Raw genomic sequence first — 25,040 nt, 5'->3', positions numbered from 1 at the left:
CTGGCCCAGCGTTGCAGCAGCGTGGCTGCGCCGCTGCCGCTGTTCAGCGCGTTGTTGAACTACCGCAACTCCAGCGAACAGACCGATACCGAGGCGGCATTGTCGGCCTGGCAGGGCATCGAGACACTGGGGGGCGAAGCACGTACCCACTACCCCTTGACGCTGTGTATCGACGACTTGGGTGAAGATTTCGCCCTGACCGTCCTGGCCACGAGCGGTGTCGGTGCGCAGCGAGTCTGTGCCTACATGGCAACCGCGCTGCAAAGCCTGGCCACGGCATTGGAATCCACCCCGGCATCGCGCTTGCAGGCCCTGGTGGTAGTGCCGCAGGCCGAGCGTCAACAGGTATTGATTGACTTCAACGCCACCACTCGCCGCTATCCCCAGGACAGGACCGTCCATGGCCTGTTCGAGGCGCAGGTCACGCAGCGTCCGCAAGCCATTGCGGCCGCACACAATGCCCAAAGCCTGACGTACACCGAGTTGAACCACCGGGCCAATGGCCTGGCCCGTCATCTGGTCGGCCTGGGTGTGCAACCGGGCGATCGGGTGGCGATTGCCCTGGAGCGTTCGCTCGAGCTGTTGGTCAGCCAATTGGCGATTCTCAAATGTGCTGGCGTCTATGTACCGTTGGATGTCAGCGCGCCGCTGGAACGGCAACAGTTCATGGTGCAGGACAGCGGGGCGCAAGTCGTGCTGACGTCGAGCACGGCGCTAGCGCCTGAAGCCTCGCAACGGCTGGACCTGGACACGCTGGTCCTCAATGAAACCGCCGATAACCTCGATCTGGTGCAAAGCAGCGAAACGGTGGCCTACATCATGTACACCTCCGGTTCCACCGGCACCCCGAAAGGTGTACTGGTGCCGCACCGGGCGATCAACCGACTGGTGATCAACAACGGTTACGCCGACTTCAACGCCGAGGACCGGGTCGCCTTTGCCTCCAACCCGGCCTTCGACGCCAGCACCCTCGACGTCTGGGCACCGTTGCTCAATGGCGGTTGCGTGGTGGTGGTCGACCAGGACGTGCTGTTGTCCCAGACGGATTTCCAGGCGCTGTTGCTCGAGCAATCGGTGAGTGTGCTGTGGATGACCGCTGGCCTGTTCCACCAATACGCCGCCGGGCTGATGCCGGTGTTCGCCCAACTGCGCTACCTGATCGTCGGTGGCGATGTGCTCGACCCGGCGGTGATCGGTCGCGTTCTGAAGGAAGGCGCGCCGGCTCACTTGCTCAACGGCTACGGCCCGACCGAAGCCACCACCTTCACCACCACCCATGAAATCAAAGCCGTCGGCGAGGGTGGCGTCCCGATTGGTCGTCCGATTGGCAACACCCGCGTCTATGTGCTGGACGCCAACCAACAGACGGTGCCCATCGGCGTGGCCGGCGAGTTGTACATCGGCGGCGATGGCGTGGCGAAAGGGTATTTGAATCGCCCTGAACTGACCGCCGAGAAGTTCGTTGCAGACCCGTTCAATGCCGATCCCGGTGCCTTGCTGTATCGCACCGGCGACCTGGCCCGCTGGCGCACGGACGGCACGGTGGATTACCTGGGCCGCAACGACGACCAGGTGAAGATCCGCGGTTTCCGTATCGAACTGGGCGAGATCGAAGCCCGGCTCGGCCAGCATGACGCGGTCAAGGACGCCGTGGTGCTGGTGCGCGAAGACGTCCCGGGCGAGAAGCGCCTGGTGGCGTACTTCACGCCACGGGACCTGGACGTTGCGCCACACATCGAGACGCTGCGTACTCATTTGCAGGGGCAATTGCCGGACTACATGATTCCGGTGGCCTACGTGCGGCTCGACGCACTGCCGTTGACCGCCAACGGCAAGCTCGACCGCCGTGCACTGCTGGCGCCGGACAGCGACGCTTACGTCAGCCGTGAATATGAAGCCCCGCAAGGCGAGGTCGAGCAGCTATTGGCACAACTCTGGGCCGAACTGCTCAGGGTTGACCAGGTCGGTCGCCACGACAATTTCTTCGAGCTGGGCGGCCATTCGCTGCTGGCGGTCACGCTGATCGAACGCATGCGCCAGGTCGGCTTGAGCGCTGACGTGCGGGTGTTGTTCAGTCAGCCGACCTTGGCTGCGCTGGGCGCGGCCATCGGCAGTGGCCGGGAGGTGGATGTCCCGGTGAACCGGATTGTTCCGGACTGCGGACGGATCACCCCGGACATGCTCACGCTGATCGACCTTGATCAGGCGACCATTGACCGGGTCGTGGCGACAGTGCCGGGAGGGGCACCGAATGTGCAGGACATCTACCCGCTGGCACCACTGCAGGACGGCATTCTCTACCATCACCTGTCCGCCGAGCAGGGCGACCCCTATGTCTTGAAAACCGTGTTCGAACTGCAAAGTCGCGACCGGCTGGTGGCGTTTGTGGACGCGCTGCAATACGTCATCGACCGGCACGACATCCTGCGCACCAGCGTGGTGTGGCAAGGCTTCGACGCGCCGATCCAAGTGGTGTGGCGCGAAGCGAAACTGCATCTGGAGGAGGTCGCCCTGGACATTGCCAAGGGCGAGATCGCAGCGCAGTTGCAGGAGCGTTTCGACCCGCAACACTACCGGCTGGACATCACCCAGGCCCCGCTGATGCGTCTGGTCTTTGCCGAAGACGCGGTCAACCAGCGCTGGGTCGCGGTGTTGTTGTTCCACCATATGGCCCTCGACCACACGGCCCTGGAAGTGGTGCAGCACGAGATGCAGGCGCACCTCCTGGGCCAGGCCGGCCAGTTGCCTGCGGCAATGCCGTACCGCAACTATGTGGCGCAAGCGCGCCTGGGCGTGAGTCAACACGAGCACGAAGGGTTTTTCCGCGAGATGCTCGGCGATGTCGACGAGCCGACCTTGCCCTTCGGCTTGCAGGACGTGAGCGGCGACGGGCAGGCCATCGAGCATGCCCGGCAAGTTGTCGAGGCGACCTTGAGCCAGCGTCTGCGGGCACAAGCCCGGCAGTTGGGGGTGAGTGCCGCCAGCCTGGTCCACCTGGCCTGGGCGCAGGTATTGGGGCGAGTATCAGGCAAGGACGATGTGGTGTTCGGTACGGTCCTGCTGGGCCGGATGCAGGGCGGCGATGGCGCTGATCGGGCGCTGGGCATGTTCATCAATACTTTGCCGTTGCGGGTCGGAGTGAACAGCCAAGGCGTGCGCGAGGGGGTGAAAGCCACTCACGCAAGGCTGACTGGGTTGTTGGGCCATGAGCACGCCTCGCTGGCCTTGGCCCAGCGTTGCAGTGGCGTGGTTGCGCCGCTGCCGCTGTTCAGCGCGCTGCTCAATTACCGACACAGCGCCAGCGCAGCGGCCGAGGTCTCGAATGAAACCCTGGCCGCGTGGGAGGGCATCGAGTTCCTCAGCAACGAAGAACGGACCAACTACCCACTGACCCTGTCGGTGGACGACCTGGGCGACGGTTTCATGCTGAGTGCCCTGGTGGTGCAAGGGATCGGCGCGGCGCGCATCTGCGCCTACATGCACACGGCCCTGGAAAGCCTGGTGCAGGCCCTCGAACACACGCCCCAGATGCCACTCAACCGCTTGGAGATGCTGCCGGAAAGCGAACGCCACCAGTTGCTGGTGGACTTCAACGCCACCCAACGCGCCTATCCCCATGAGCAAACCGTCCTGGAGCTGTTCGAAGCCCAGGCCGCGGACTTGCCGCAGGCGATTGCGGCGGTGCACGGGCAGCGGCAAGTGACTTACGCGCAGCTGAACGAGCGGGCCAACCGCCTGGCCCATCACCTGATCGGCCTCGGCGTGCAGCCGGATGACTGCGTGGCGATCCTGTTGCCACGCTCCATCGAGCTGCTGGCCAGTCAACTGGCGATCCTCAAATGCGCGGCGGCCTACGTGCCGCTGGACCGCAACGCCTCCCTGGAGCGCCAGGGCTTCATGCTCGACGATTGCCAGGCCAAGTGCCTGCTGACGTTCAGTACCGAGGCCGTGCCCGACGGCGCTTCGCGCATCGATCTGGACACGCTGGACAGCCAGGGGTCGCTGCACAACCCGGCATTGGCGCAGTCCAGTGAATCGATCGCCTACATCATGTACACCTCGGGTTCCACTGGCACCCCGAAAGGCGTGCTGGTTCCCCATCGGGCGATCAACCGCCTGGTGATCAACAACGGTTATGCCGATTTCAACGAACACGACCGCATCGCCTTCGCCTCCAACCCGGCGTTCGACGCCAGCACCATGGACGTCTGGGGCGCCTTGCTCAATGGCGGGCAAGTGGTGGTGATCGACCATGAAACCCTGCTCCAGCCTTCGCGGTTTGCCCAGGTGCTGGAGGATTCGGGCGTCACGGTGCTGTTCGTGACCACGGCGATCTTCAACCAGTATGTGCAGCTCATTCCCCAGGCCATTGGCCGCTTGCGCATCCTGTTGTGTGGCGGCGAGCGGGCCGATGTGGCGTCGTTCCGGCGTTTGCTGGACCTGGCGCCGAGTTTGCGCCTGGTGCACTGCTACGGCCCGACCGAAACCACCACCTACGCCACCACCCTTGAGGTGAAGGCCGTGGCGGCGGATGCCGAATGCGTGCCCATCGGCGGACCGATCGGCAACACCCAGGTTTATGTGCTCGACGCGCGCCAACAGTTGGCACCGTTGGGTGTCGTCGGCGAGATGTACATCGGCGGCAAAGGCGTGGCCAAGGGTTACCTGAACCGGCCGGACCTGACCGCGGAGAAATTCATCGCCGACCCGTTCAGCCATGAGCCTGATGCGTTGCTGTACCGCACCGGTGACCTCGGCCGCTGGTTGCCGGACGGCAGCCTGGAATGCCTGGGGCGTAACGACGACCAAGTGAAAATCCGCGGTTTCCGCATCGAGCTGGGCGAGATCGAAGCCAAGCTGGTGGCCTGCGACGGCGTGAAGGACGCGGTGGTGCTGGTGCGGGCCGATGAAACGGGCGAGAAACGCCTGGTGGCCTATGTCATTGCCCAACCGCAGGTGACGCTGAGCGTGGTCGGGTTGCGCGAGCAATTGTCCGCGACCCTGGCCGACTACATGGTGCCGGCGGCGTTCGTGATGCTGTCGGCGTTCCCGTTGACCCTCAACGGCAAGGTGGACCGCAAGGCTCTGCCGGCACCGGATGCCGAGGCGTACGCCAGCCAGGCCTACGAGGCACCGCAAGGCGAGATCGAACAGGTCTTGGCCGACCTGTGGGCCGAGCTGTTGAAAGTGGAGCGGGTCGGTCGCCACGACAATTTCTTCGAACTGGGCGGGCATTCGCTGCTGGCGGTGACGCTGATCGAACGCATGCGCCAGGCTGGCTTGAGCGCCGACGTGCGCGTGCTGTTCAGCCAACCGACCCTGGTCGCACTGGCCGCGGCGATTGGCAGCGGCAGGGAAGTCAGCGTGCCGGCGAACCTGATTCCCTTGGATTGCGACCGCATCACCCCCGAACTGTTGCCGCTGGTCAACCTGTCCCAGGACACCCTCGACCAGATCGTCGCCACGGTGCCAGGCGGCGCGCGCAACGTGCAGGATATCTACCCCCTGGCACCGTTGCAGGAAGGGATTTTGTATCACCACTTGGCCGCCGAACAGGGCGACCCCTACGTGCTGCAAACCCAGTTCGCCTTCGACAACCGGGAACGCCTCGACGCGTTCATCGGTGCGCTGCAAGTGGTGATCGATCGCCACGACATCTTGCGCACCAGTGTGGTCTGGGAAGGGTTGGATGAGCCGGTGCAGGTGGTCTGGCGCCAAGTGGTGCTGGAGCCGCAGTGCATTGTTGCCGATACCACGGCTGGCGACGTTGTCACGCAACTGGCCAGCCGTTTTGATGCGCGGCACAGTCGCCTGGATTTGGGCCGGGCGCCGCTGCTGCACCTGGCTTACGCACGGGATGAAGCCCAGGATCGCTGGGTCGCGATTTTGTTGTTCCATCACCTGGCCCTGGACCACACCGCCCTGGACGTGATGCAGCACGAGATGCAAATGCACCTGTTGGGCCAGGACGAACACTTGACCGCATCGGTGCCGTACCGCAACTACGTGGCCCAGGCTCGCCTGGGGACGAGTGAACAGGAACACGAAACATTCTTCCGCGACATGCTCGGCGATATCGACGAGCCGACGCTGCCATTCGGCCTGGCCCAGGTCCAGGGCGACGGGCGCGGCATCGAGGAAGCGAAAGTGTTTGTCGATGACGCCTTGAGCCTGCGCCTGCGGGCTCAGGCCCGCCAGCTGGGCGTCAGTGCCGCCAGCCTGGTCCATTTGGCCTGGGCTCAGGTCCTGGCGGTGGCGTCGGGGCAGGAAAGTGTGGTGTTCGGTACGGTCTTGCTGGGCCGGATGCAAGGCGGCGACGGTGCCGACCGGGCCTTGGGCATGTTCATCAACACTTTGCCGATCTGCGTGCCCGTGAATGAGCAAAGCGTGCGGGATGCGGTGAAGACCACTCATGCGCGCCTGACCGGGTTACTGGGGCATGAGCATGCTTCCCTGGCCTTGGCCCAACGCTGCAGCGGGGTGGCCTCGCCAGCGCCGCTGTTCAGTGCGCTGCTGAACTTTCGCCACAGTTCATTGCAGGTGACGGATGAGGGCCTGTCGGCCTGGAGCGGCATGCAAATGTTGTCCAGCGAGGAGCGCACCAACTACCCGTTGACGCTCAACGTCGACGACCTGGGCGAAGGCTTCAGCCTGACGGTGCAGGTCGAGTCCCTGATCGGTGCGCAACGTATCTGTGATTATGTGCAGGTGGCCCTGCAGAGCTTGGTCGATACCCTGGAACACGCGCCGCAAACGGCGGTGCGCAATCTCGCGGTGTTGCCGGCGGCCGAACGCAAGCAACTGCTGGAAACCTGGAATGCGCCAGAGGCGGCCTATGCCCATGACGCGCTGATCCATCGCCAGTTCGAGGCTCAGGTTGCGGCGCAACCCGACGCGGTGGCGGTGGTGTTCGAGGAGCAGGCACTGACCTACGGCGAACTCAACGCCCAGGCTAACCAGCTCGCCCATCGCCTGCTGTCGTTGGGCATTTGCCCGGATGACCGGGTGGCGATCTGTGTCGAGCGCGGTTTGGACATGATCGTCGGCCTGCTGGGCATCTTGAAGTCGGGCGCTGGCTACGTACCGCTGGACCCGGCTTCCCCGGCGGAACGCATCGCCTACATGCTCGAGGACAGCTCCCCTGTGGCGATCGTGGTGCATGCCGCCACCCAGGCGCTGCTGGCCGAAGAGTCCGTACGGGTGATCGAACTCGATAGCCCGGCGTTGCGCAACCAGTCCACCGTCAACCCGCAAGTGCCTGGCCTGACGTCGTCGCAGTTGGCCTACGTGATCTACACCTCGGGGTCCACCGGCCTGCCCAAAGGGGTGATGGTCGAGCACCGCAACGTCGCACGGCTGTTTTCGGCGACCCAACCGTGGTTCGAGTTTGGTCCGCAAGACGTCTGGGCGCTGTTCCATTCCTTCGCGTTCGATTTCTCGGTCTGGGAAATCTGGGGCGCCTTGACCCACGGCGGTCGCCTGTTGGTGGTGCCGCAACTGGTCAGTCGCTCCCCGCAAGACTGTTATGCGTTGTTGTGCGAGGCCGGTGTGACCGTACTGAACCAGACGCCAAGCGCCTTCCGGCAGTTGATTGCGGCCCAGGGCGAAAGCGAGCTGCGCCACAGCCTGCGCCAGGTGATCTTTGGCGGTGAAGCGCTGGAAACCGGGATGCTCAAGCCCTGGTATGCCCGTGTTGCCAATGCTGGGACGCAGTTGGTGAACATGTACGGCATCACCGAAACGACGGTGCACGTGACCTATCGTCCGCTTGAAACGGCCGATGCGCAGTTGACGGGCGTGAGCCCGATCGGCAAGCGCATTCCCGACCTGCAACTGTACGTGCTCGACGCCCGGCGTGAGCCGGTGCCGGTGGGGGTGGTGGGTGAGATGTACGTGGGCGGTGCGGGCGTGGCCCGGGGTTATCTGAACCGTCCGGAATTGACCCAGGAACGCTTTATCGACGATACCTTTAGCGGGCGTGAAGGGGCGCGCTTGTACCGGACCGGCGACCTCGGTCGTTGGTTGGCGGACGGCAGCATCGAATACCTGGGCCGCAATGACGACCAAGTGAAGATCCGTGGTTTCCGGATCGAGCTGGGCGAGATCGAAGCGACGCTGACGGCCTGCGAGGGTATCCGCGAGGCCGTGGTCATCGCCCGTGAAGACGCGCCGGGCGACAAGCGACTGGTGGGCTATGTGATTGCTGCGCAAGGTGCGCAACCGTCTGCCGCCGAGCTGCGTACACAATTACTGGCTTCGCTGGCGGACTACATGGTGCCCAGCGCGTTCGTGGTCCTCGAGGCGTTCCCGCTGACCACCAACGGCAAGCTAGATCGCAAGGCCTTGCCGGTACCGGATCAGTCGGCGGTGGCGGCCCGCGAATACGAAGCGCCGCAAGGCGAGGCCGAGACGGCTATCGCCGCGATCTGGCAAGACTTGCTGGACCTTGAGCAGATCGGTCGTCACGACAATTTCTTTGAACTGGGCGGCCATTCACTGTTGGCGGTGAAGCTGATCGAGCGCATGCGCCACGTCGGCTTGAGTGCCGACGTACGGGTGCTGTTCGGTCAACCGACGCTGGCGGCCCTGGCGGCCGCGGTGGGTGGGCACACGGAAGTCGTGGTGCCGGGCAATGCGATCCCGGACGGCTGCACGCGAATCACCCCGGACATGTTGCCCTTGGCCGATCTGGACCAGGATGCCATTGACCGGATCGTAGCCATGGTGCCGGGTGGCGTGGCGAATGTGCAGGACATCTACGCCCTGGCGCCGTTGCAGGAGGGGATTCTGTATCACCACATCGCCGCCGCCCAGGGCGATCCCTACTTGCAATACGTGATGTTCGCCTTCGACAGCTTCGCCCATGTGGAGCATTTCACCCAGGCGCTGCAAGCCGTTGTCTCCCGTCACGATATCCTGCGCACCGGGGTGCTCTGGGAAGGCCTGGCCGAGCCCATGCAGGTGGTCTGGCGTGAGGCGCGGTTGGTGGTCGAATCGGTTGAACTGGACCCGGCGGCCGGGGTGGTTGCCACGCAGCTGCATCAGCGTTTCGACCCTCGGCACTATCGCCTGGACATCCGTCAGGCGCCACTGATGCGGGTCGCTTTTGCGCAAGACCCGGCCAACCAGCGCTGGGTGGGCATGCTGTTGTTCCATCACCTGGTGGACGACGCCACATCGCTGGCCGTGCTGTCGACGGAGATCTCGGCGCACATGCTCGGCCAGGCGCAACGCTTGCCGGTATCGGTGCCGTACCGCAACTACGTGGCCCAGGCGCGGTTGGGCGTGAGTCGCGAGGCCCATGAACGGTTCTTCCGCGACATGCTCGGTGATGTCGACGAGCCAACGTTGCCGTTCGATTTACAGGATGTGCAAGGCGATGGCAGCGGCATCGAAGAGGTGCGCCAGGAGGTCGAGGCCGACCTCAGCCGTCGGCTGCGGGTCCAGGCGCGTCAGCTCGGGGTGAGCGCGGCGAGCTTGTATCACCTGGTCTGGGCCCAGGTCCTGGGCACGGTGTCGGGTCGCGACGACGTGGTGTTCGGCACCGTGTTGGTCGGGCGGATGCAGGGCGGCGAGGGCGCTGACCGGGCACTGGGGATGTTCATCAATACGTTGCCGTTGCGGGTGAACCTGGGGCAGACCGGTGTGCGTGCCGGCGTGAAAGCGACCCATGCCCGACTGACCGCCTTGCTTGGCCATGAGCACGCCTCGCTGGTGCTGGCGCAACGTTGCAGCGGCGTGGAGGCACCGACGCCGTTGTTCAGTGCCTTGCTCAACTATCGCCACACCGGCGCGGCAGCTTCCGCCGAAGCCTTGTCGGCCTGGGACGGCATCCAGGTGTTGGGTGGCGAAGAGCGGACCAACTACCCGCTGACATTGTCGGTGGATGACCAGGGCGAGGCGTTCAGCTTCTCCGTCATGACCCCGGCGCGCATCGGCGCCCAGCGGCTGTGTGGGTATGTGCGGCAGGCACTGGAAGGTTTGATCCAGATGCTGGAGCAGGCACCCGAGGCGCCGTTGCACCAGTTGTCGATCCTGCCGCCGAGCGAGCGCCTGAAACTGTTGGCCGAGTTCAATACCGGTGGCGCCGATGAGCCGCAGGAGCAGACCGCTCTCGGGCTGTTCGAAGCCCAGGTCCAACGCACGCCGGACAACGTGGCCGTTCAGCATGGAGGGCACTCGTTGAGTTATCGGCAGTTGGATGCGCGCGCCAACCAGTTGGCGCATTACCTGCGCAAGCAGGGCGTGCAGCCAGACTCGCGCGTCGCGATCTGTGTTCAGCGCAGCGCCGAGATGGTGATCGGGCTGTTGGCGATCCTCAAGGCGGGCGGTGGTTATGTGCCGTTGGATCCGGCGTATCCTGCCGAGCGGATTGCCTACATGTTGGCCGACAGCGAGCCGGCTGCGGTGCTGGCCCAGGCAGCGACCCGCGGGTTCCTGTCACAGGTTCAGGTGCCGTTGATCGATCTGGACGGCGGTCCGTGGCAAGACGAGCCGGAGCATACCCCGCAGGTCACCGGCCTGACGCCGGTCCATCTGGCCTACGTGATCTACACCTCCGGCTCCACCGGCTTGCCCAAAGGCGTGATGGTCGAACATCGCGGCCTGCGCAACCTGCTGGACTGGTACCTCGAAGACCTGGCCTTCGACGCCGGCGACGCGGTGCTGCTGGCGTCCTCCTACAACTTCGACCTGACCCAGAAGAACATCCTCGCGCCGCTGATGGTTGGGGCCACGCTGCACCTGGCCGCCGAACCCTTCAACCCCGACGCCATCGTCGCCCAGGTCGCCGAGGCTGGGATCAGCCACCTCAATATGTCGCCCAGCGCCTTCCACGCGCTGGTGGACGCCGACCACCGACACGGCCTGGCCTGCCTGAAGCGCGTGGTGCTGGGGGGCGAGCCGATCCAGGTCGCCATGCTGGAAAAACTCGCCGAGCCACGGCCAGCGGTGATCAACAGCTACGGGCCGACCGAGTGCAGTGACGTGGTCGCCTGGTACACCGCCGACAGCGACCTTGAGACCTACCGGCACCAGTCGATCCCCATTGGCCGGCCGATTCGCAATATGCAATTGCATGTGCTGGACAGCTACGGGCAACTGTTGCCCGTGGGGGTACCTGGTGAGATCCACATCGGCGGCATCGGTGTGGCCCGCGGTTACCTCAACCTGCCGCAACTCAGCAGCGAGCGCTTCATCGCCGACCCGTTCTACGGCAAGACCGACGCTCGCTTGTACAAGACCGGTGACATCGGTCGCTGGCTGCCGGACGGTACGTTGCAGTACCTGGGGCGCAATGACGATCAGGTGAAGATCCGCGGGTTCCGTATCGAACTGGGCGAGATCGAAGCCAAGCTCGCCCAGCACGAGGGAGTGAACGAGGCCGCGGTGCTGGTCCGTGAGGACGTACCGGGGGAAAAACGCCTGGTGGCCTATTTCACCCAATACGCGCCGCACGCAATGGCGGACCTCGACGCGTTGCGTACCTGGCTACTGGCGCAACTGCCGGCCTTCATGGTGCCGGTGGCCTATGTACGCCTCGACGCCATGCCGCTGACACCCAACGGCAAGCTCAACCGCAAGGTGCTGCCGGCACCGGCCCTGGAGGCGTTCATCACCCGGGGCTACGAAGCCCCCATCGGCGAAACCGAAATCACACTGGCCCAGCTATGGGCCGAAGTCCTCAACGTAGAGCGCGTTGGCCGTCACGACCACTTCTTCGAATTGGGCGGGCATTCCTTGCTTGCTGTCAGCCTGATGGAGCGGATGCGCCAAGAAGGTATGGAAGCGGATGTGCGGACGTTGTTCGAGCAGCCCACGCTCTCGGAATACGCGGCAACGACAGAAAAAATGGAGATTGTCCTGTGAGTGTGATCGAACTGTTGGCGACACTAAAAGAAAAAGGCGTACAGCTTTCAGTCAAGGGCGATCAGCTCGTGGTACGGGGCCGCAAACAGTCCCTGGGCGAGCCGGCGGTGCTGGCCTTGTTGCGCGAGCACAAAGCCGCGCTGATCGAGTTGATCCAGGCTGGGCAATACGATGACAGCAAGGCTGGGGACATCGACATCCCAGCCAATGCCATCGCCCCCGATTGCAGGCATATCACGCCGCAGATGCTGCCACTGGTGACCCTCGACCAGCCAGCCATCGACCGCATCGTGGCCACCGTGCCGGGTGGCGCAGCCAATGTGCAGGACATCTACCCGCTGGCGCCGTTGCAGGAGGGCATTCTTTATCACCACCTGATGGCCACCCAGGGCGATCCCTACCTGTTGCAGACGCACTTCAGCATCACCCGGCAGGAGCGCCTGACGGATTTTGTCGACGCCTTGCAAAGCGTGATCGACCGCCACGACATCCTGCGCACTGCTATTGTCCGCGAGGGGTTGCAAGAGGCGGTGCAGGTGGTCTGGCGCGAGGCCCGGCTGGGAGTCAAGGACATCAGTGCCGACCTCGCCGAGGGCGACGTCATGGCGCAACTGCAGGCGCGCTTCGATCCTCGGCACTATCGCCTGGACGTCAACCAGGCGCCGCTGTTGCTGCTGGTAGTCGCCGAGGACCCGGCCAACCAGCGCTGGGTCGCCATGCTGCTGTTCCATCACATGGCCCTCGATCACGCGGCCCTGATGGTGGTGCAGAGTGAAATGCAAGCCTGGCTGATGGGGCAGAGTGGGCAATTGCAACCCGCCATCCCTTACCGTAATTATGTGGCGCGGACTCGCCAGGCCGGCCAGCGTCAGGCTGACGAGGCGTTCTTTAGCGAGATGCTGGGGGATGTGGAAGAGCCAACCTTGCCCTTCGGCCAACAGGATGTATTGGGCGACGGCAGCCGCATCGAAGAAAGCCATCAAGCCTTGACGCCGAACCTCAGTGGCCGCCTGCGGGCGCAGGCGCGCCAGCTCGGTGTGAGCGCAGCGAGCCTTTTTCACCTGGCCTGGGCCCAGGTGCTGGGCGGCATATCGGGCCGCGAGGACGTGGTGTTCGGCACGGTGATGCTGGGGCGCATGCAGGCCGGCGAAAGCCTGAGCCGGGCACTGGGCATGTTCATCAATACCTTGCCTCTGCGCGTGAACGTTGGTGCCCAGGACGTGGGCAACGGGGTGAAAAGCACCCATGCCTGGTTGAGCCGCCTGCTCAGTCACGAATATGCGTCCCTGGCCCTGGCCCAGCGTTGCAGCGGCGTGGCCGCGCCGGCGCCGCTGTTCAGCACATTGTTGAACTATCGCCACAGCGCCAGCGCCGCTCAAGTGCTCCCGGCCGAGGTCAGCCTGGCTTGGGACGGTATCGAGGCGCTGGGCGCGCAAGAGCGCACCAACTACCCGCTGATCCTTTCGGTGGACGATTTTTCCGATGACTTCGCCTTGTCGGTGCAGGCCACTGCGCTGATTGGCGCGCAACGCATCGGCGACTACATGCAAGCCGCCGTTGAAAGCCTGGTCACCGCCTTGGAGTCCGCGCCCGGAGCAATGCTTAACGACCTATCGTTCCTGCCAGAATCGGAGCGCGAACGGGTGCTGCTGTCGTTCAACGACACCGACCGTGATTATCCGCGGGAGCAGCCAATCCATGCCTTGTTCAAGGCCCAGGCCGAGGCGCGTCCGGACGCGCCGGCAGCGGTGCAGGGTGGGCAGGTTCTGACTTACCGCGAACTGGACAGCAAAGCCGGGCGTCTGGCCAGGCATTTGCTCGACCTTGGCCTGCAAGCGGGTCAAACCGTGGCGATCCTGCTGCCGCGCTCGCTCGATCTACTGGTCAGCCAGTTGGCCGTGCTCAGGTGCGCGGCGGTGTACCTGCCGCTGGACATCAACGCGCCCGCCGAGCGCCAGCAGTTCATGATCGAGGACAGCCACGCCGTGCTGGCCTTGACCCACAGCCACGAAGCCTTGGCGCCGGGCGTGCGCCGGGTGGATCTGGACAGTGCCGACCTTTCCGAGCCGTTGGTCCATTACGGCCAGCAACCCGCATCGAGCGAAGCGCCGGCCTACATCATGTACACCTCAGGTTCCACGGGGACGCCCAAGGGCGTGCTGGTGCCGCATCGGGCCATCAGCCGGCTGGTGATCAATAACGGTTATGCCGACTTCAACGAGCGGGACCGGGTGGCCTTTGCCTCCAATCCGGCCTTCGACGCCAGTACCCTGGAAGTCTGGGCACCGTTGCTCAACGGCGGTTGTGTGGTTGTGGTCGACCAGGCCGTGTTGCTGTCTCAGGAGCGCTTGCACAGGCTGTTGCTCGAGCAAGCGGTGAACGTGTTGTGGATGACGGCGGGGCTGTTTCACCAGTACGCCGACCACCTGATGGACGTGTTCGCCCAGTTGCGCTACTTGATTGTCGGGGGCGACGTGCTGGACCCGGCGGTGATCGCCCGCGTCTTGAAAGATGGCGCGCCGGCCCATCTGCTCAACGGCTACGGCCCGACGGAAGCGACGACGTTCTCGACCACCTACGAAATCAAGGCCGTCGGCGAGGGCAGCGTCCCGATTGGCCGGCCCTTGGGCAACACCCGGGTCTACATCCTCGATGCGCAGCAGCGGCCCATGCCCCAAGGCGTGGCCGGCGAGCTGTACATCGGGGGCCTGGGGGTCGCCAACGGCTACCTGAACCGCCCGGACCTGACCGCCGAGAAATTCCTTCGCGACCCGTTCGGCCAAGACGTCCAGGCCCTGATGTACCGCACCGGCGACCTCGGGCGCTTCCGGGAGGACGGCAATATCGAGTACCTGGGCCGCAACGACGGCCAGGTGAAGATCCGTGGCTTTCGCATCGAACCGGGGGAGATCGAAGCCCGCCTGGCGCAACACGCTGCGGTGAAGGAGGCGACGGTGTTGGTGCGTGAAGACGTTCCCGGCGAAAAACGCCTGGTGGCTTATTTCACCTTGCATTCAACGGATGACAGCGCAGGCATCGAAGCCCTGCGCGCACACCTGCAAAGCTGCTTGCCGGACTATATGGTACCGGCTGCCTACGTGCGCCTGGATGCCTTGCCGCTGACCCCCAACGGCAAGCTCGACCGCAAGGCCCTGCCGGTGCCGGACCAGGCGTCAATCATTACCCGGGGCTATGAGGCCCCGCTGGGTGATACCGAAATCACCTTGGCTCGACTGTGGCAGCAAGTCCTCAACGTCGAGCAGGTGGGACGTCACGATCATTTCTTCGAACTGGGCGGCCATTCCTTGCTAGCCGTGAACCTGATCGAGCAGATGCGCCAGGTCGGCTTGAGTGCCGATGTCCGCGTGCTGTTCGGCCAGCCGACCCTCGTGGCACTGGCCGCGGCGGTGGGAGGCGGCAATGAGATCGAGGTGCCGGCCAATGGCATCACCCCCGGTTGTGAGCGGATCACCCCGGCGATGCTGCCGCTGGCGACATTGACCCAGGCGGCGATCGACCGAATCGTCACCACGGTGCCGGGTGGTGTGCACAACGTGCAGGACATCTACCCGCTGGCGCCGTTGCAGGAAGGTATTCTCTATCACCATGTCTCGGCGCAGCAGGGCGATCCCTACGTGTTGCAGGCGCTGTTCGCTTTCCAGGACGAGGCGCGCCTCGAGGCATTCGCCCAGGCATTGCAAGGAGTCATCGACCGGCACGACATCCTGCGCACCTCGATCATGTGGGAGGGGCTGGAGCAGCCGATACAGGTGGTCTGGCGCAAGGCGCTGTTGAGCGTCGAGCGACTGCAGCTGGACGCGTCGGACGCCGATGCGGTGCCCCAATTGCATGCACGTTACGACTCCCGTCATCATCGCCTGGACATTCGCCAGGCCCCGCTGATGTGCCTGCGATATGTCCATGATCCGGTCAACCAGCGCTGGGTGGCGATGCTGCTGTTCCACCACATTGCCCTGGACCATACCGCCCTGGAGGTGGTGCAGCAGGAAATGCAGGCACACTTGCTGGGCCAGGCCGGTCAATTGGCCGCCGCGCTGCCGTACCGCAACTATGTGGCTCAGGCGCGCCTGGGCGTCAGCGAGCAAGAGCACGAGGCGTTTTTCCGCGAGATGCTCGGTGATGTCGACGAGCCGACCCTGCCGTTGGGGTTGCAACAGGTGCAGGGTGACGGTCGCGGCATCGAGGAGGCCAAGCTGGAAGTGGACGCCGCTTTGAGCCGCCGCTTGCGGGCGCAGGCGCGGCAGCTCGGGGTGAGTGCGGCCAGCCTGCACCATTTGGCTTGGGCACAGGTACTGGGACGTTTGTCCGCGCGGGAGGACGTGGTGTTCGGCACGGTCCTGATGGGGCGGATGCAGGGTGGCGAGGGCGCCGACCGGGTCCTTGGCATGTTCATCAACACCTTGCCGCTGCGGGTCAGCCTGGATGAGCAGGGCGCGCGCGCCGGGGTCAAGACCATCCATGGGCGGCTGACCGCATTGCTCGGTCATGAACATGCTTCGCTGGCCCTGGCGCAACGTTGCAGCCGCGTGGCCGCACCGGCCCCGTTGTTCAGTGCTCTGCTGAACTACCGGCACAGCGCGACCGGCTCTGCTTCAGCCGAGGCCATGAGCGCCTGGCAGGGCATGGAGATCCTGAGCAACGAGGAGCGGACCAATTACCCACTGACCCTGTCGGTGGACGACCTGGGCGACGGTTTCATGCTGAGTGCCCTGGTGGTGCAAGGGATCGGTGCGGCGCGCATCTGCGCCTACATGCACACGGCCCTGGAAAGCCTGGTGCAGGCCCTCGAACACACGCCCCAGACGCCACTCAACCGCTTGGAGATGCTGCCGGAAAGCGAACGCCACCTGTTGCTGGTGGACTTCAACGCCACCCAACGCGCCTATCCCCATGAGCAAACCGTCCTGGCGCTGTTCGAAGCCCAGGCCGCGGACTTGCCGCAGGCGATTGCGGCGGTGCACGGGCAGCGGCAAGTGACTTACGCGCAGCTGAACGAGCGGGCCAACCGCCTGGCCCATCACCTGATCGGCCTCGGCGTGCAGCCGGATGACTGCGTGGCGATCCTGTTGCCACGCTCCATCGAGCTGCTGGCCAGTCAACTGGCGATCCTCAAGTGCGCGGCGGCCTACGTGCCGCTGGACCGCAACGCCTCCCTGGAGCGCCAGGGCTTCATGCTCGACGATTGCCAGGCCAAGTGCCTGCTGACGTTCAGTACCGAGGCCGTGCCCGACGGCGCTTCGCGCATCGACCTGGACACGCTGGACAGCCAGGGGCCGCTGCACAACCCGGCATTGGCGCAGTCCAGTGAATCGATCGCCTACATCATGTACACCTCGGGCTCCACTGGCACCCCGAAAGGCGTGCTGGTTCCCCATCGGGCGATCAACCGCCTGGTGATCAACAACGGTTATGCCGATTTCAACGAGCACGACCGCATCGCCTTCGCCTCCAACCCGGCGTTCGACGCCAGCACCATGGACGTCTGGGGCGCGTTGCTCAATGGCGGGCAAGTGGTGGTGATCGACCATGAAACCCTGCTCGAGCCTTCGCGGTTTGCCCAGGTGCTGGAGGATTCGGGCGTCACGGTGCTGTTCGTGACCACGGCGATCTTCAACCAGTATGTGCAGCTCATTCCCCAGGCCATTGGCCGCTTGCGCATCCTGTTGTGTGGCGGTGAGCGGGCCGATGTGGCGTCGTTCCGGCGTTTGCTGGACCTGGCGCCGAGTTTGCGCCTGGTGCACTGCTACGGCCCGACCGAAACAACCACCTACGCCACCACCCTTGAGGTGAAGGCCGTGGCGGCGGATGCCGAATGCGTGCCCATCGGCGGACCGATCGGCAACACCCAGGTTTATGTGCTCGACGCGCGCCAACAGTTGGCACCGTTGGGTGTCGTCGGCGAGATGTACATCGGCGGCAAAGGCGTGGCCAAGGGTTACCTGAACCGGCCGGACCTGACCGCGGAGAAATTCATCGCCGACCCGTTCAGCCATGAACCTGATGCGTTGCTGTACCGCACCGGTGACCTCGGCCGCTGGTTGCCGGACGGCAGCCTGGAATGCCTGGGGCGTAACGACGACCAAGTGAAAATCCGCGGTTTCCGCATCGAGCTGGGCGAGATCGAAGCCAAGCTGGTGGCCTGCGACGGCGTGAAGGACGCGGTGGTGCTGGTGCGGGCCGATGAAACGGGCGAGAAACGCCTGGTGGCCTATGTCATTGCCCAACCGCAGGTGACGCTGAGCGTGGTCGGGTTGCGCGAGCAATTGTCCGCGACCCTGGCCGACTACATGGTGCCGGCGGCGTTCGTGATGCTGTCGGCGTTCCCGTTGACCCTCAACGGCAAGGTGGACCGCAAGGCGCTGCCGGCACCGGATGCCGAGGCGTACGCCAGCCAGGCCTACGAGGCACCGCAAGGCGAGATCGAACAGGTCTTGGCCGACCTGTGGGCCGAGCTGTTGAAAGTGGAGCGGGTCGGTCGCCACGACAATTTCTTCGAACTGGGCGGCCATTCGCTGCTGGCGATGAGGCTGATCGAGCGCATGCGCCAGGCCGAACTATCGGTGGATGTGCGCGTGCTGTTCAGCCAGCCAACGCTGCAGGCACTGGCCGCTGCGGTGGGCGGACACCGGGATGTGGTGGTGCCGGCCTGCGCCGTCGTCGAAGGCTGTGAGCGCATCACACCGGACATGTTGCCGCTGGCCGTATTGAGCCAGGAGGCCATCGATCGGATCGTGGCGAGCGTGCCGGGAGGAGCGCGCAACGTGCAGGAGATCTACCCACTGGCGCCGTTGCAGGAAGGCATCCTGTATCACCATTTGACGGCGAAAATGGGTGATCCGTACGTGCTGCAAACGCTGTTCGGGTTTGACCGCCGGGCCCGGTTGGATGACTTTGCCCAGGCTTTGCAGGGGGTGATTGACCGGCATGACATTCTCAGAACTTCGATGGTCTGGGAAAACCTCGACGAACCGATGCAGGTCGTGTGGCGACAGGCTCGGCTCAGCGTTGACGAGTTGGACGCGGACCCGAGCGGCGGCGATGCCGTTGCCCGGCTGTATGAGCGTTTCGATGCCCGGCATTACCGGCTGGACGTGCGGCAGGCACCGATGCTGCGTCTGGCCATCGCCGAGGACGTCGCCAACCAGCGCTGGGTCGCCATGCTGCTATTCCACCATATGGTCCTGGACCATACCGGCCTGGAAGTGCTGGAACGTGAAATGCAGGCGCAGTTGTTGTGCAAGGTCCATGAACTGGGCGAATCGGTGCCTTATCGCAACTACGTGGCCCAGGCGCGCCTGGGTGTCGATCAGCAGGCGCACGAAGCGTTTTTCCGCGACATGCTTGGCGACGTCGACGAGCCTACGTTGCCGTTCGGCCTGCGGGATGTGCAAGGCGATGGCAATGGCGTGGAAGAGGTAAAGCTGGCCGTGGAGGCGGGCTTGTGTCGCCGTCTGCGCGACCAGGCCCGCCAGTTGGGCGTCAGCGCGGCGAGCCTGATGCACTTGGCCTGGGCGCACGTCCTGGGCCGTGTCAGCGGTCGCGACGACGTGGTCTTCGGCACCGTACTATTGGGTCGCATGCAGGCCGGCGATGGAGCTGACCGGGCCCTGGGCATGTTCATCAACACCTTGCCATTGCGGGTGAGCCTGGCTGGGCAAGGTGTATACGCAGCGGTGAAGGCGACCCACAAACGACTCAGCGGCCTGCTGGGCCATGAGCACGCTCCGTTGGCACTGGCCCAGCGTTGCAGTGGCGTGGTTGCGCCAACACCGTTGTTCAGTTCGATGCTCAACTATCGTCATTGCGGGATCGAGGTGACCGCGCAGGCGCTGACGGCGTGGCAAGGCATCGAGTCGATTGGCGGTGAAGAACGGACCAATTACCCCTTGGCGCTAGCCGTGGATGATGAAGGCGAGGGCTTCAGCCTGGTGGTGCAAGCGTTGGTCGGAACCGGCGCGCGGCGTATCGGCGAGTACGTGCAGACCACGCTCGAAAGTCTGGTCAGCGCACTGGAGCAGGCGCCGGATACGCCACTGCAGGCCCTCACGAGTCTGCCGGCGGCCGAACGTCTGCATCTGTTGGAAACGTTCAATGCCACGGCGGTCGATTACCCGCAGGGCCTGACCTTGCACGGCTTGTTCGAAACACGGGTCGCGGCCTGTCCGGATGCCGTCGCGGTTGTCTCTGGCAAGGCAGAGTTGAGCTACTCGCAATTGAATACGCGCGCCAACCAGGTCGCTCATCGCCTATTGGAACTGGGCATTCGCCCGGATGACCGCGTGGCGATCTGTGCCGATCGCAGCCTGGACATGGTGGCGGGCCTGCTGGGCATTCTCAAGGCCGGCGCGGCGTATGTGCCGCTGGACCCGGATTACCCAGCCGAGCGCCTGGCCTACATGCTGGAAAACAGCGCGCCGAGAGTGGTGCTGACCCAGCGCGCCTTGCAGGCGAGCCTGCCGGCTACGCAGGCGCCGACCTTGCTGCTGGATGAGGCGCAAGGGTTCTCGATGCAGCCCACCGACAATCCGCAGGTTGAAGGCTTGCATGCCCATCACCTGGCCTATGTCATCTACACCTCGGGCTCCACGGGCCTGCCCAAAGGCGTGATGAACGAGCACGGCGCGGTGGTCAACCGGCTGTTGTGGATGCAGGACGAATACGCCTTGAGCGCCACAGACGCAGTGTTGCAAAAGACCCCGTTCAGCTTCGACGTGTCGGTGTGGGAGTTCTTCTGGCCGCTGTTCAGCGGTGCGCGGTTGGTGATGGCCCGTCCGGGCGGGCATCGTGATCCTGCCTACCTGCGCGAAGTGATCCAGGCCCAAGGCATCACCACATTGCACTTCGTGCCGTCGATGCTCGACGTGTTCCTGGCCCATGGCGAGGCAGGTCAGTGCGAAGGCTTGGTGCGGGTGATGTGCAGCGGCGAGGCGTTGCCGGGGCATCTGGTGCGGCGCTTCAAGACGCAACTGCCGCACAGCGGCTTGTACAACCTGTACGGCCCGACCGAAGCGGCGGTGGACGTGACGGCGTGGGATTGCACGGGTGCAGAAACCCCGGACAGCACGCCCATCGGCAAGCCGATTGCCAATACGCGGATCTACCTGCTTGATGCCCATCGACAACCGGTGCCCATGGGCGTGGCCGGGGAGATTTACATCGGCGGTGTGCAGGTGGCGCGGGGTTACCTGAACCGTCCGGAATTGACCGTCGAGCGTTTCCTGGGGGATCCGTTCAGCACCGCGGCAAATGCGCGGATGTACCGCACCGGCGACCTGGGTCGTTACCTGCCGGACGGCAACATCGAGTACCTGGGGCGCAACGATGACCAAGTGAAGATCCGCGGTTTCCGCATCGAGCTGGGCGAGATCGAAGCGCGGCTGGCGCAGCATGAGGCGGTGAAAGAAGCCGTGGTGTTGGCCCGTGAAGATGTACCGGGCGAGAAACGCCTGGTGGCCTATTTCACACCTCATGCACCAGAAGCGTTCGCTGACATCGAAGCCTTGCGCGCTCATCTGCTAGTGCAACTGCCTGAGTACATGGTGCCGACCGCCTACATCCGGCTCGATGTGCTGCCGCTGACCCCCAACGGCAAACTCGACCGCAAGGCGCTGCCGGCACCGGATCATTCAGCGGTGATCGCTCGTGAGTACGAGGCCCCGCAGGGCGAAGTGGAAGCCAGCATTGCCCGCATTTGGGAAGACTTGCTCAAGCTCGAACAGGTCGGTCGCCATGACAATTTCTTTGAATTGGGCGGTCATTCGTTATTGGCCGTGAAAATGATCGAACGCATGCGCCAGATCGAGCTGAGCGTCGATGTGCGGGTCTTGTTCGGCCAGCCGACGTTGGCCGCGTTGGCTGCCGCCGTCGGTGGCTACCGGGACGTCGTGGTGCCGGCCAACGGTATCCCGGCCGATTGCACGCGCATCACACCGGACATGCTGCCGTTGGCTGCGCTGTCCCAAGCGGAGATCGAGCAGATCGTCGCGGCGGTGCCGGGCGGTGTAAGTAACGTCCAAGACATTTATGCCCTGGCGCCGTTGCAGGAAGGCATTCTCTATCACCATTTGGCCGCCGCCGAAGGCGACCCCTATTTGCAACAGGTGATATTCGGTTTCGACCAGTTCACGCGCTTGGAAGATTTCGCCCATGCGCTGCAAGCCGTCATTGCCCGGCACGATATCCTGCGCACTGGCGTGCTCTGGGAAGGCCTGCCCGAACCCATGCAGGTGGTCTGGCGAGACGCGCCACTGAGTGTCGAGCCGGTTGCGCTGGATCCGGCGCAGGGTGACATCGCCACGCAGTTGCACCAGCGTTTCGACCCGCGATTCTATCGCCTGGACATTCGCCAGGCGCCGATGATGCGGCTTGTCTACGCGCAAGACCTGGCGAACCAACGCTGGGTGGGCATGCTGCTGTTTCACCACCTGGTGGACGACGTCACGTCACTGGCGGTGCTGTCGGCGGAAATCGAAGCGCACATGCTCGGTCAGGCGCAGCGGCTGTCGGCGTCGGTGCCGTACCGCAACTTCGTGGCCCAGGCTCGCCTGGGTGTGAGCCGTGAGGCGCACGAAACCTTCTTCCGTGAAATGCTCGGTGACATCGACGAGCCGACGTTGCCGTTCGATTTGCAGGATGTGCAAGGCGATGGCAGCGGCCTCGAGGAGGTGCGCCAGGAAGTCGAGGCCGGCCTGAGTCGTCGACTGCGGGCCCAGGCGCGTCAGTTGGGAGTGAGCGCGGCGAGCTTGTATCACCTGGTTTGGGCGCAAGTCCTGGGCAAGATATCGGGCAAGGACGATGTGGTGTTCGGCACGGTATTGGTCGGACGGATGCAGGGCGGTGAGGGGGCCGACCGCGCGCTGGGGATGTTCATCAATACCTTGCCGTTGCGAGTGAGTGTCGGGCAAACCGGGGTTCGTGCGGGAGTGAAAGCGACCCATGCCCGCTTGACCGCACTGCTGGGCCATGAACACGCCGCGTTGGCGCTGGCGCAACGCTGCAGCGGTGTGCAGGCGCCGACGCCGTTGTTCAGCGCCTTGCTCAACTATCGCCACTCCGGTACCACAGTGTCGAGCGAGGCATTGTCGGCTTGGAGCGGCATCCAGATCCTCAGTGGCGAGGAGCGGACCAATTACCCGCTGATGTTGTCGGTGGATGACCAGGGCGAGGCATTCAGCTTTACGGTCATGACCCCCGCGCGCATTGGTGCGCAGCGGCTTTGTGGTTATGTGCAACACACGCTGGAAAGTCTGGTCGCGGTGCTTGAACAGCAGCCGGAGCTACCCCTGCAGCAGGTGTCGATCCTGCCGACGTCGGAGCGCGAGAAGTTGTTGGTGACGTTCAACGCCACCGAGGCGGACTATCCGCGACAACAGACGATCCATGGGTTGTTCGAGGAACAGGTCCAGCGTACCCCGGATGCCGTGGCGGTGGTTCGTGGTGAGCAACGCCTGAGTTACCGCGCGTTGAACGAGCGGGCCAACCGCCTGGCCCATTACCTGCGCAAGCAGGGCGTAGAGCCCGATTCGCGGGTGGCGATCTGCGTCGAGCGCGGCATCGACATGGTTGTTGGCTTGCTGGCGATTCTCAAGGCCGGCGGTGGTTATGTGCCGCTGGATCCGGCGTATCCGTTGGATCGGATTGCCTACATGCTCCAGGACAGCGCCCCGGCAGCGGTATTGGCACAGGACGCTACGGTCGGGCTGTTAAGTGATGCCCCCATGGCAGTGATCAACCTCGACAGCGGGCTGTGGCAGGACGAATCCGTCCAGAATCCAGAGATTATGGAGCTGACGTCCTCGCACCTGGCCTACGTCATTTACACCTCGGGTTCGACGGGTCTGCCTAAAGGCGTGATGATCGAACACCGCAACACAGTGAACTTCCTGACCTGGGCCCATCGCTCCTTCGATGACGCCACATTGTCGAAAACCCTGTTCTCGACTTCGCTGAACTTCGACCTGGCCGTCTATGAGTGCTTCGCGCCGTTGACCTCCGGCGGCAGCATCGACGTGGTCACTAATGTGCTGGAACTGCAACAGGGCGAGCACGACATTACCTTGATCAACACCGTACCATCGGCCCTCAAGGCGTTGTTGGAATCGGGCGGGTTGGGCGAGGGCGTCGATACGGTGAACGTCGCCGGTGAAGCCTTGAAGCGCAGTTTGGTGGAAGCATTGTTCGAACAGACCCAGGTCAAGCGCCTGTGCAACCTCTACGGCCCTTCGGAAACCACGACGTATTCGAGTTGGGTGTCGATGGCCCGTGAAGACGGCTTTGCCGCGCATATCGGTAAACCGGTGGCGAACACCCAGTTCTATCTGCTGGATGAACACGGGCAGCCGGTGCCACTGGGCGTTCCGGGCGAAATCTACATCGGTGGTGCTGGGGTGGCGCGGGGTTATTTGAACCGCGAGGACCTGACGGCCGAGCGCTTCCTGAAAGACCCGTTCAGCACGACTGCGAACGCCCGCATGTATCGCACCGGCGACCTGGGCCGCTACCTGCCAGACGGCAACATCGAATACCTGGGCCGCAACGACGACCAGGTGAAGATCCGTGGTTTCCGCATCGAGCTGGGCGAGATCGAAGCCAAGCTCGCCCGCCACGAAGCGCTGAAAGAAACTGTGGTCCTGGCCCGTGAAGACATACCGGGCGACAAGCGCCTGGTGGCCTATTTCACCCAACACTCGCCGGACGAAGCCGTAGACATCGAAACCCTGCGCACGCACCTGCAAACGCAGTTGCCAGCGTATATGGTGCCCGCCGCCTACGTGCGCCTCGACGCACTACCGCTGACACCCAACGGCAAGCTCGACCGCAAGGCGCTACCGGCCCCCGACAGCCATGCATACACCACGCGTCTGTATGAAGCCCCGGTGGGCGACATGGAGATCAAGCTGGCAGCGTTGTGGGCACAGTTGCTCAAGGTCGAACGAGTGGGGCGGCATGACCACTTCTTCGAGCTGGGTGGTCACTCGTTGCTCGCCGTGACACTGATCGAACGCATGCGCAAGGACGGCATGGAGGCCGATATCCGTGTGCTGTTCGGCCAGCCCACCCTCGCCCTGGTGGCTGCCGCCGTGGGCGAGGTACGGCCTATCGATGTGCCGATGACGACTATTCCCGCGCTCACGCGCAAACGCAGTATCTGA

General features: G+C 64.2%; 2 protein-coding genes (1 of these 2 running past the window's edge). Both read left to right on the top strand.

Annotation, left to right across the window (positions count from 1 at the left end; translation table 11 throughout):
• Positions 1-11,868 carry the end of a non-ribosomal peptide synthase/polyketide synthase gene (locus tag GFU70_RS15035; protein ID WP_153388331.1) on the top strand. 17,238 nt of this gene lie to the left of the window's left edge, so the window shows 11,868 of its 29,106 coding nt (coding positions 17,239-29,106); its start codon lies off the left edge, out of view; it ends in the stop codon at positions 11,866-11,868.
• Positions 11,865-25,040 (top strand): non-ribosomal peptide synthetase, encoded by a 13,176-nt coding sequence (locus GFU70_RS15030; protein WP_193034244.1) that lies wholly within the window; start codon positions 11,865-11,867, stop codon positions 25,038-25,040. The genes GFU70_RS15035 and GFU70_RS15030 overlap by 4 nt, the downstream gene beginning before the upstream one ends.

Source organism: Pseudomonas brassicacearum (assembly GCF_009601685.2).
Lineage (GTDB): Bacteria > Pseudomonadota > Gammaproteobacteria > Pseudomonadales > Pseudomonadaceae > Aquipseudomonas > Aquipseudomonas kilonensis_B.
The sequence above is the reverse complement of the archived record's forward strand: the minus strand, read 5'-3'. Positions and strand labels throughout refer to the sequence as shown.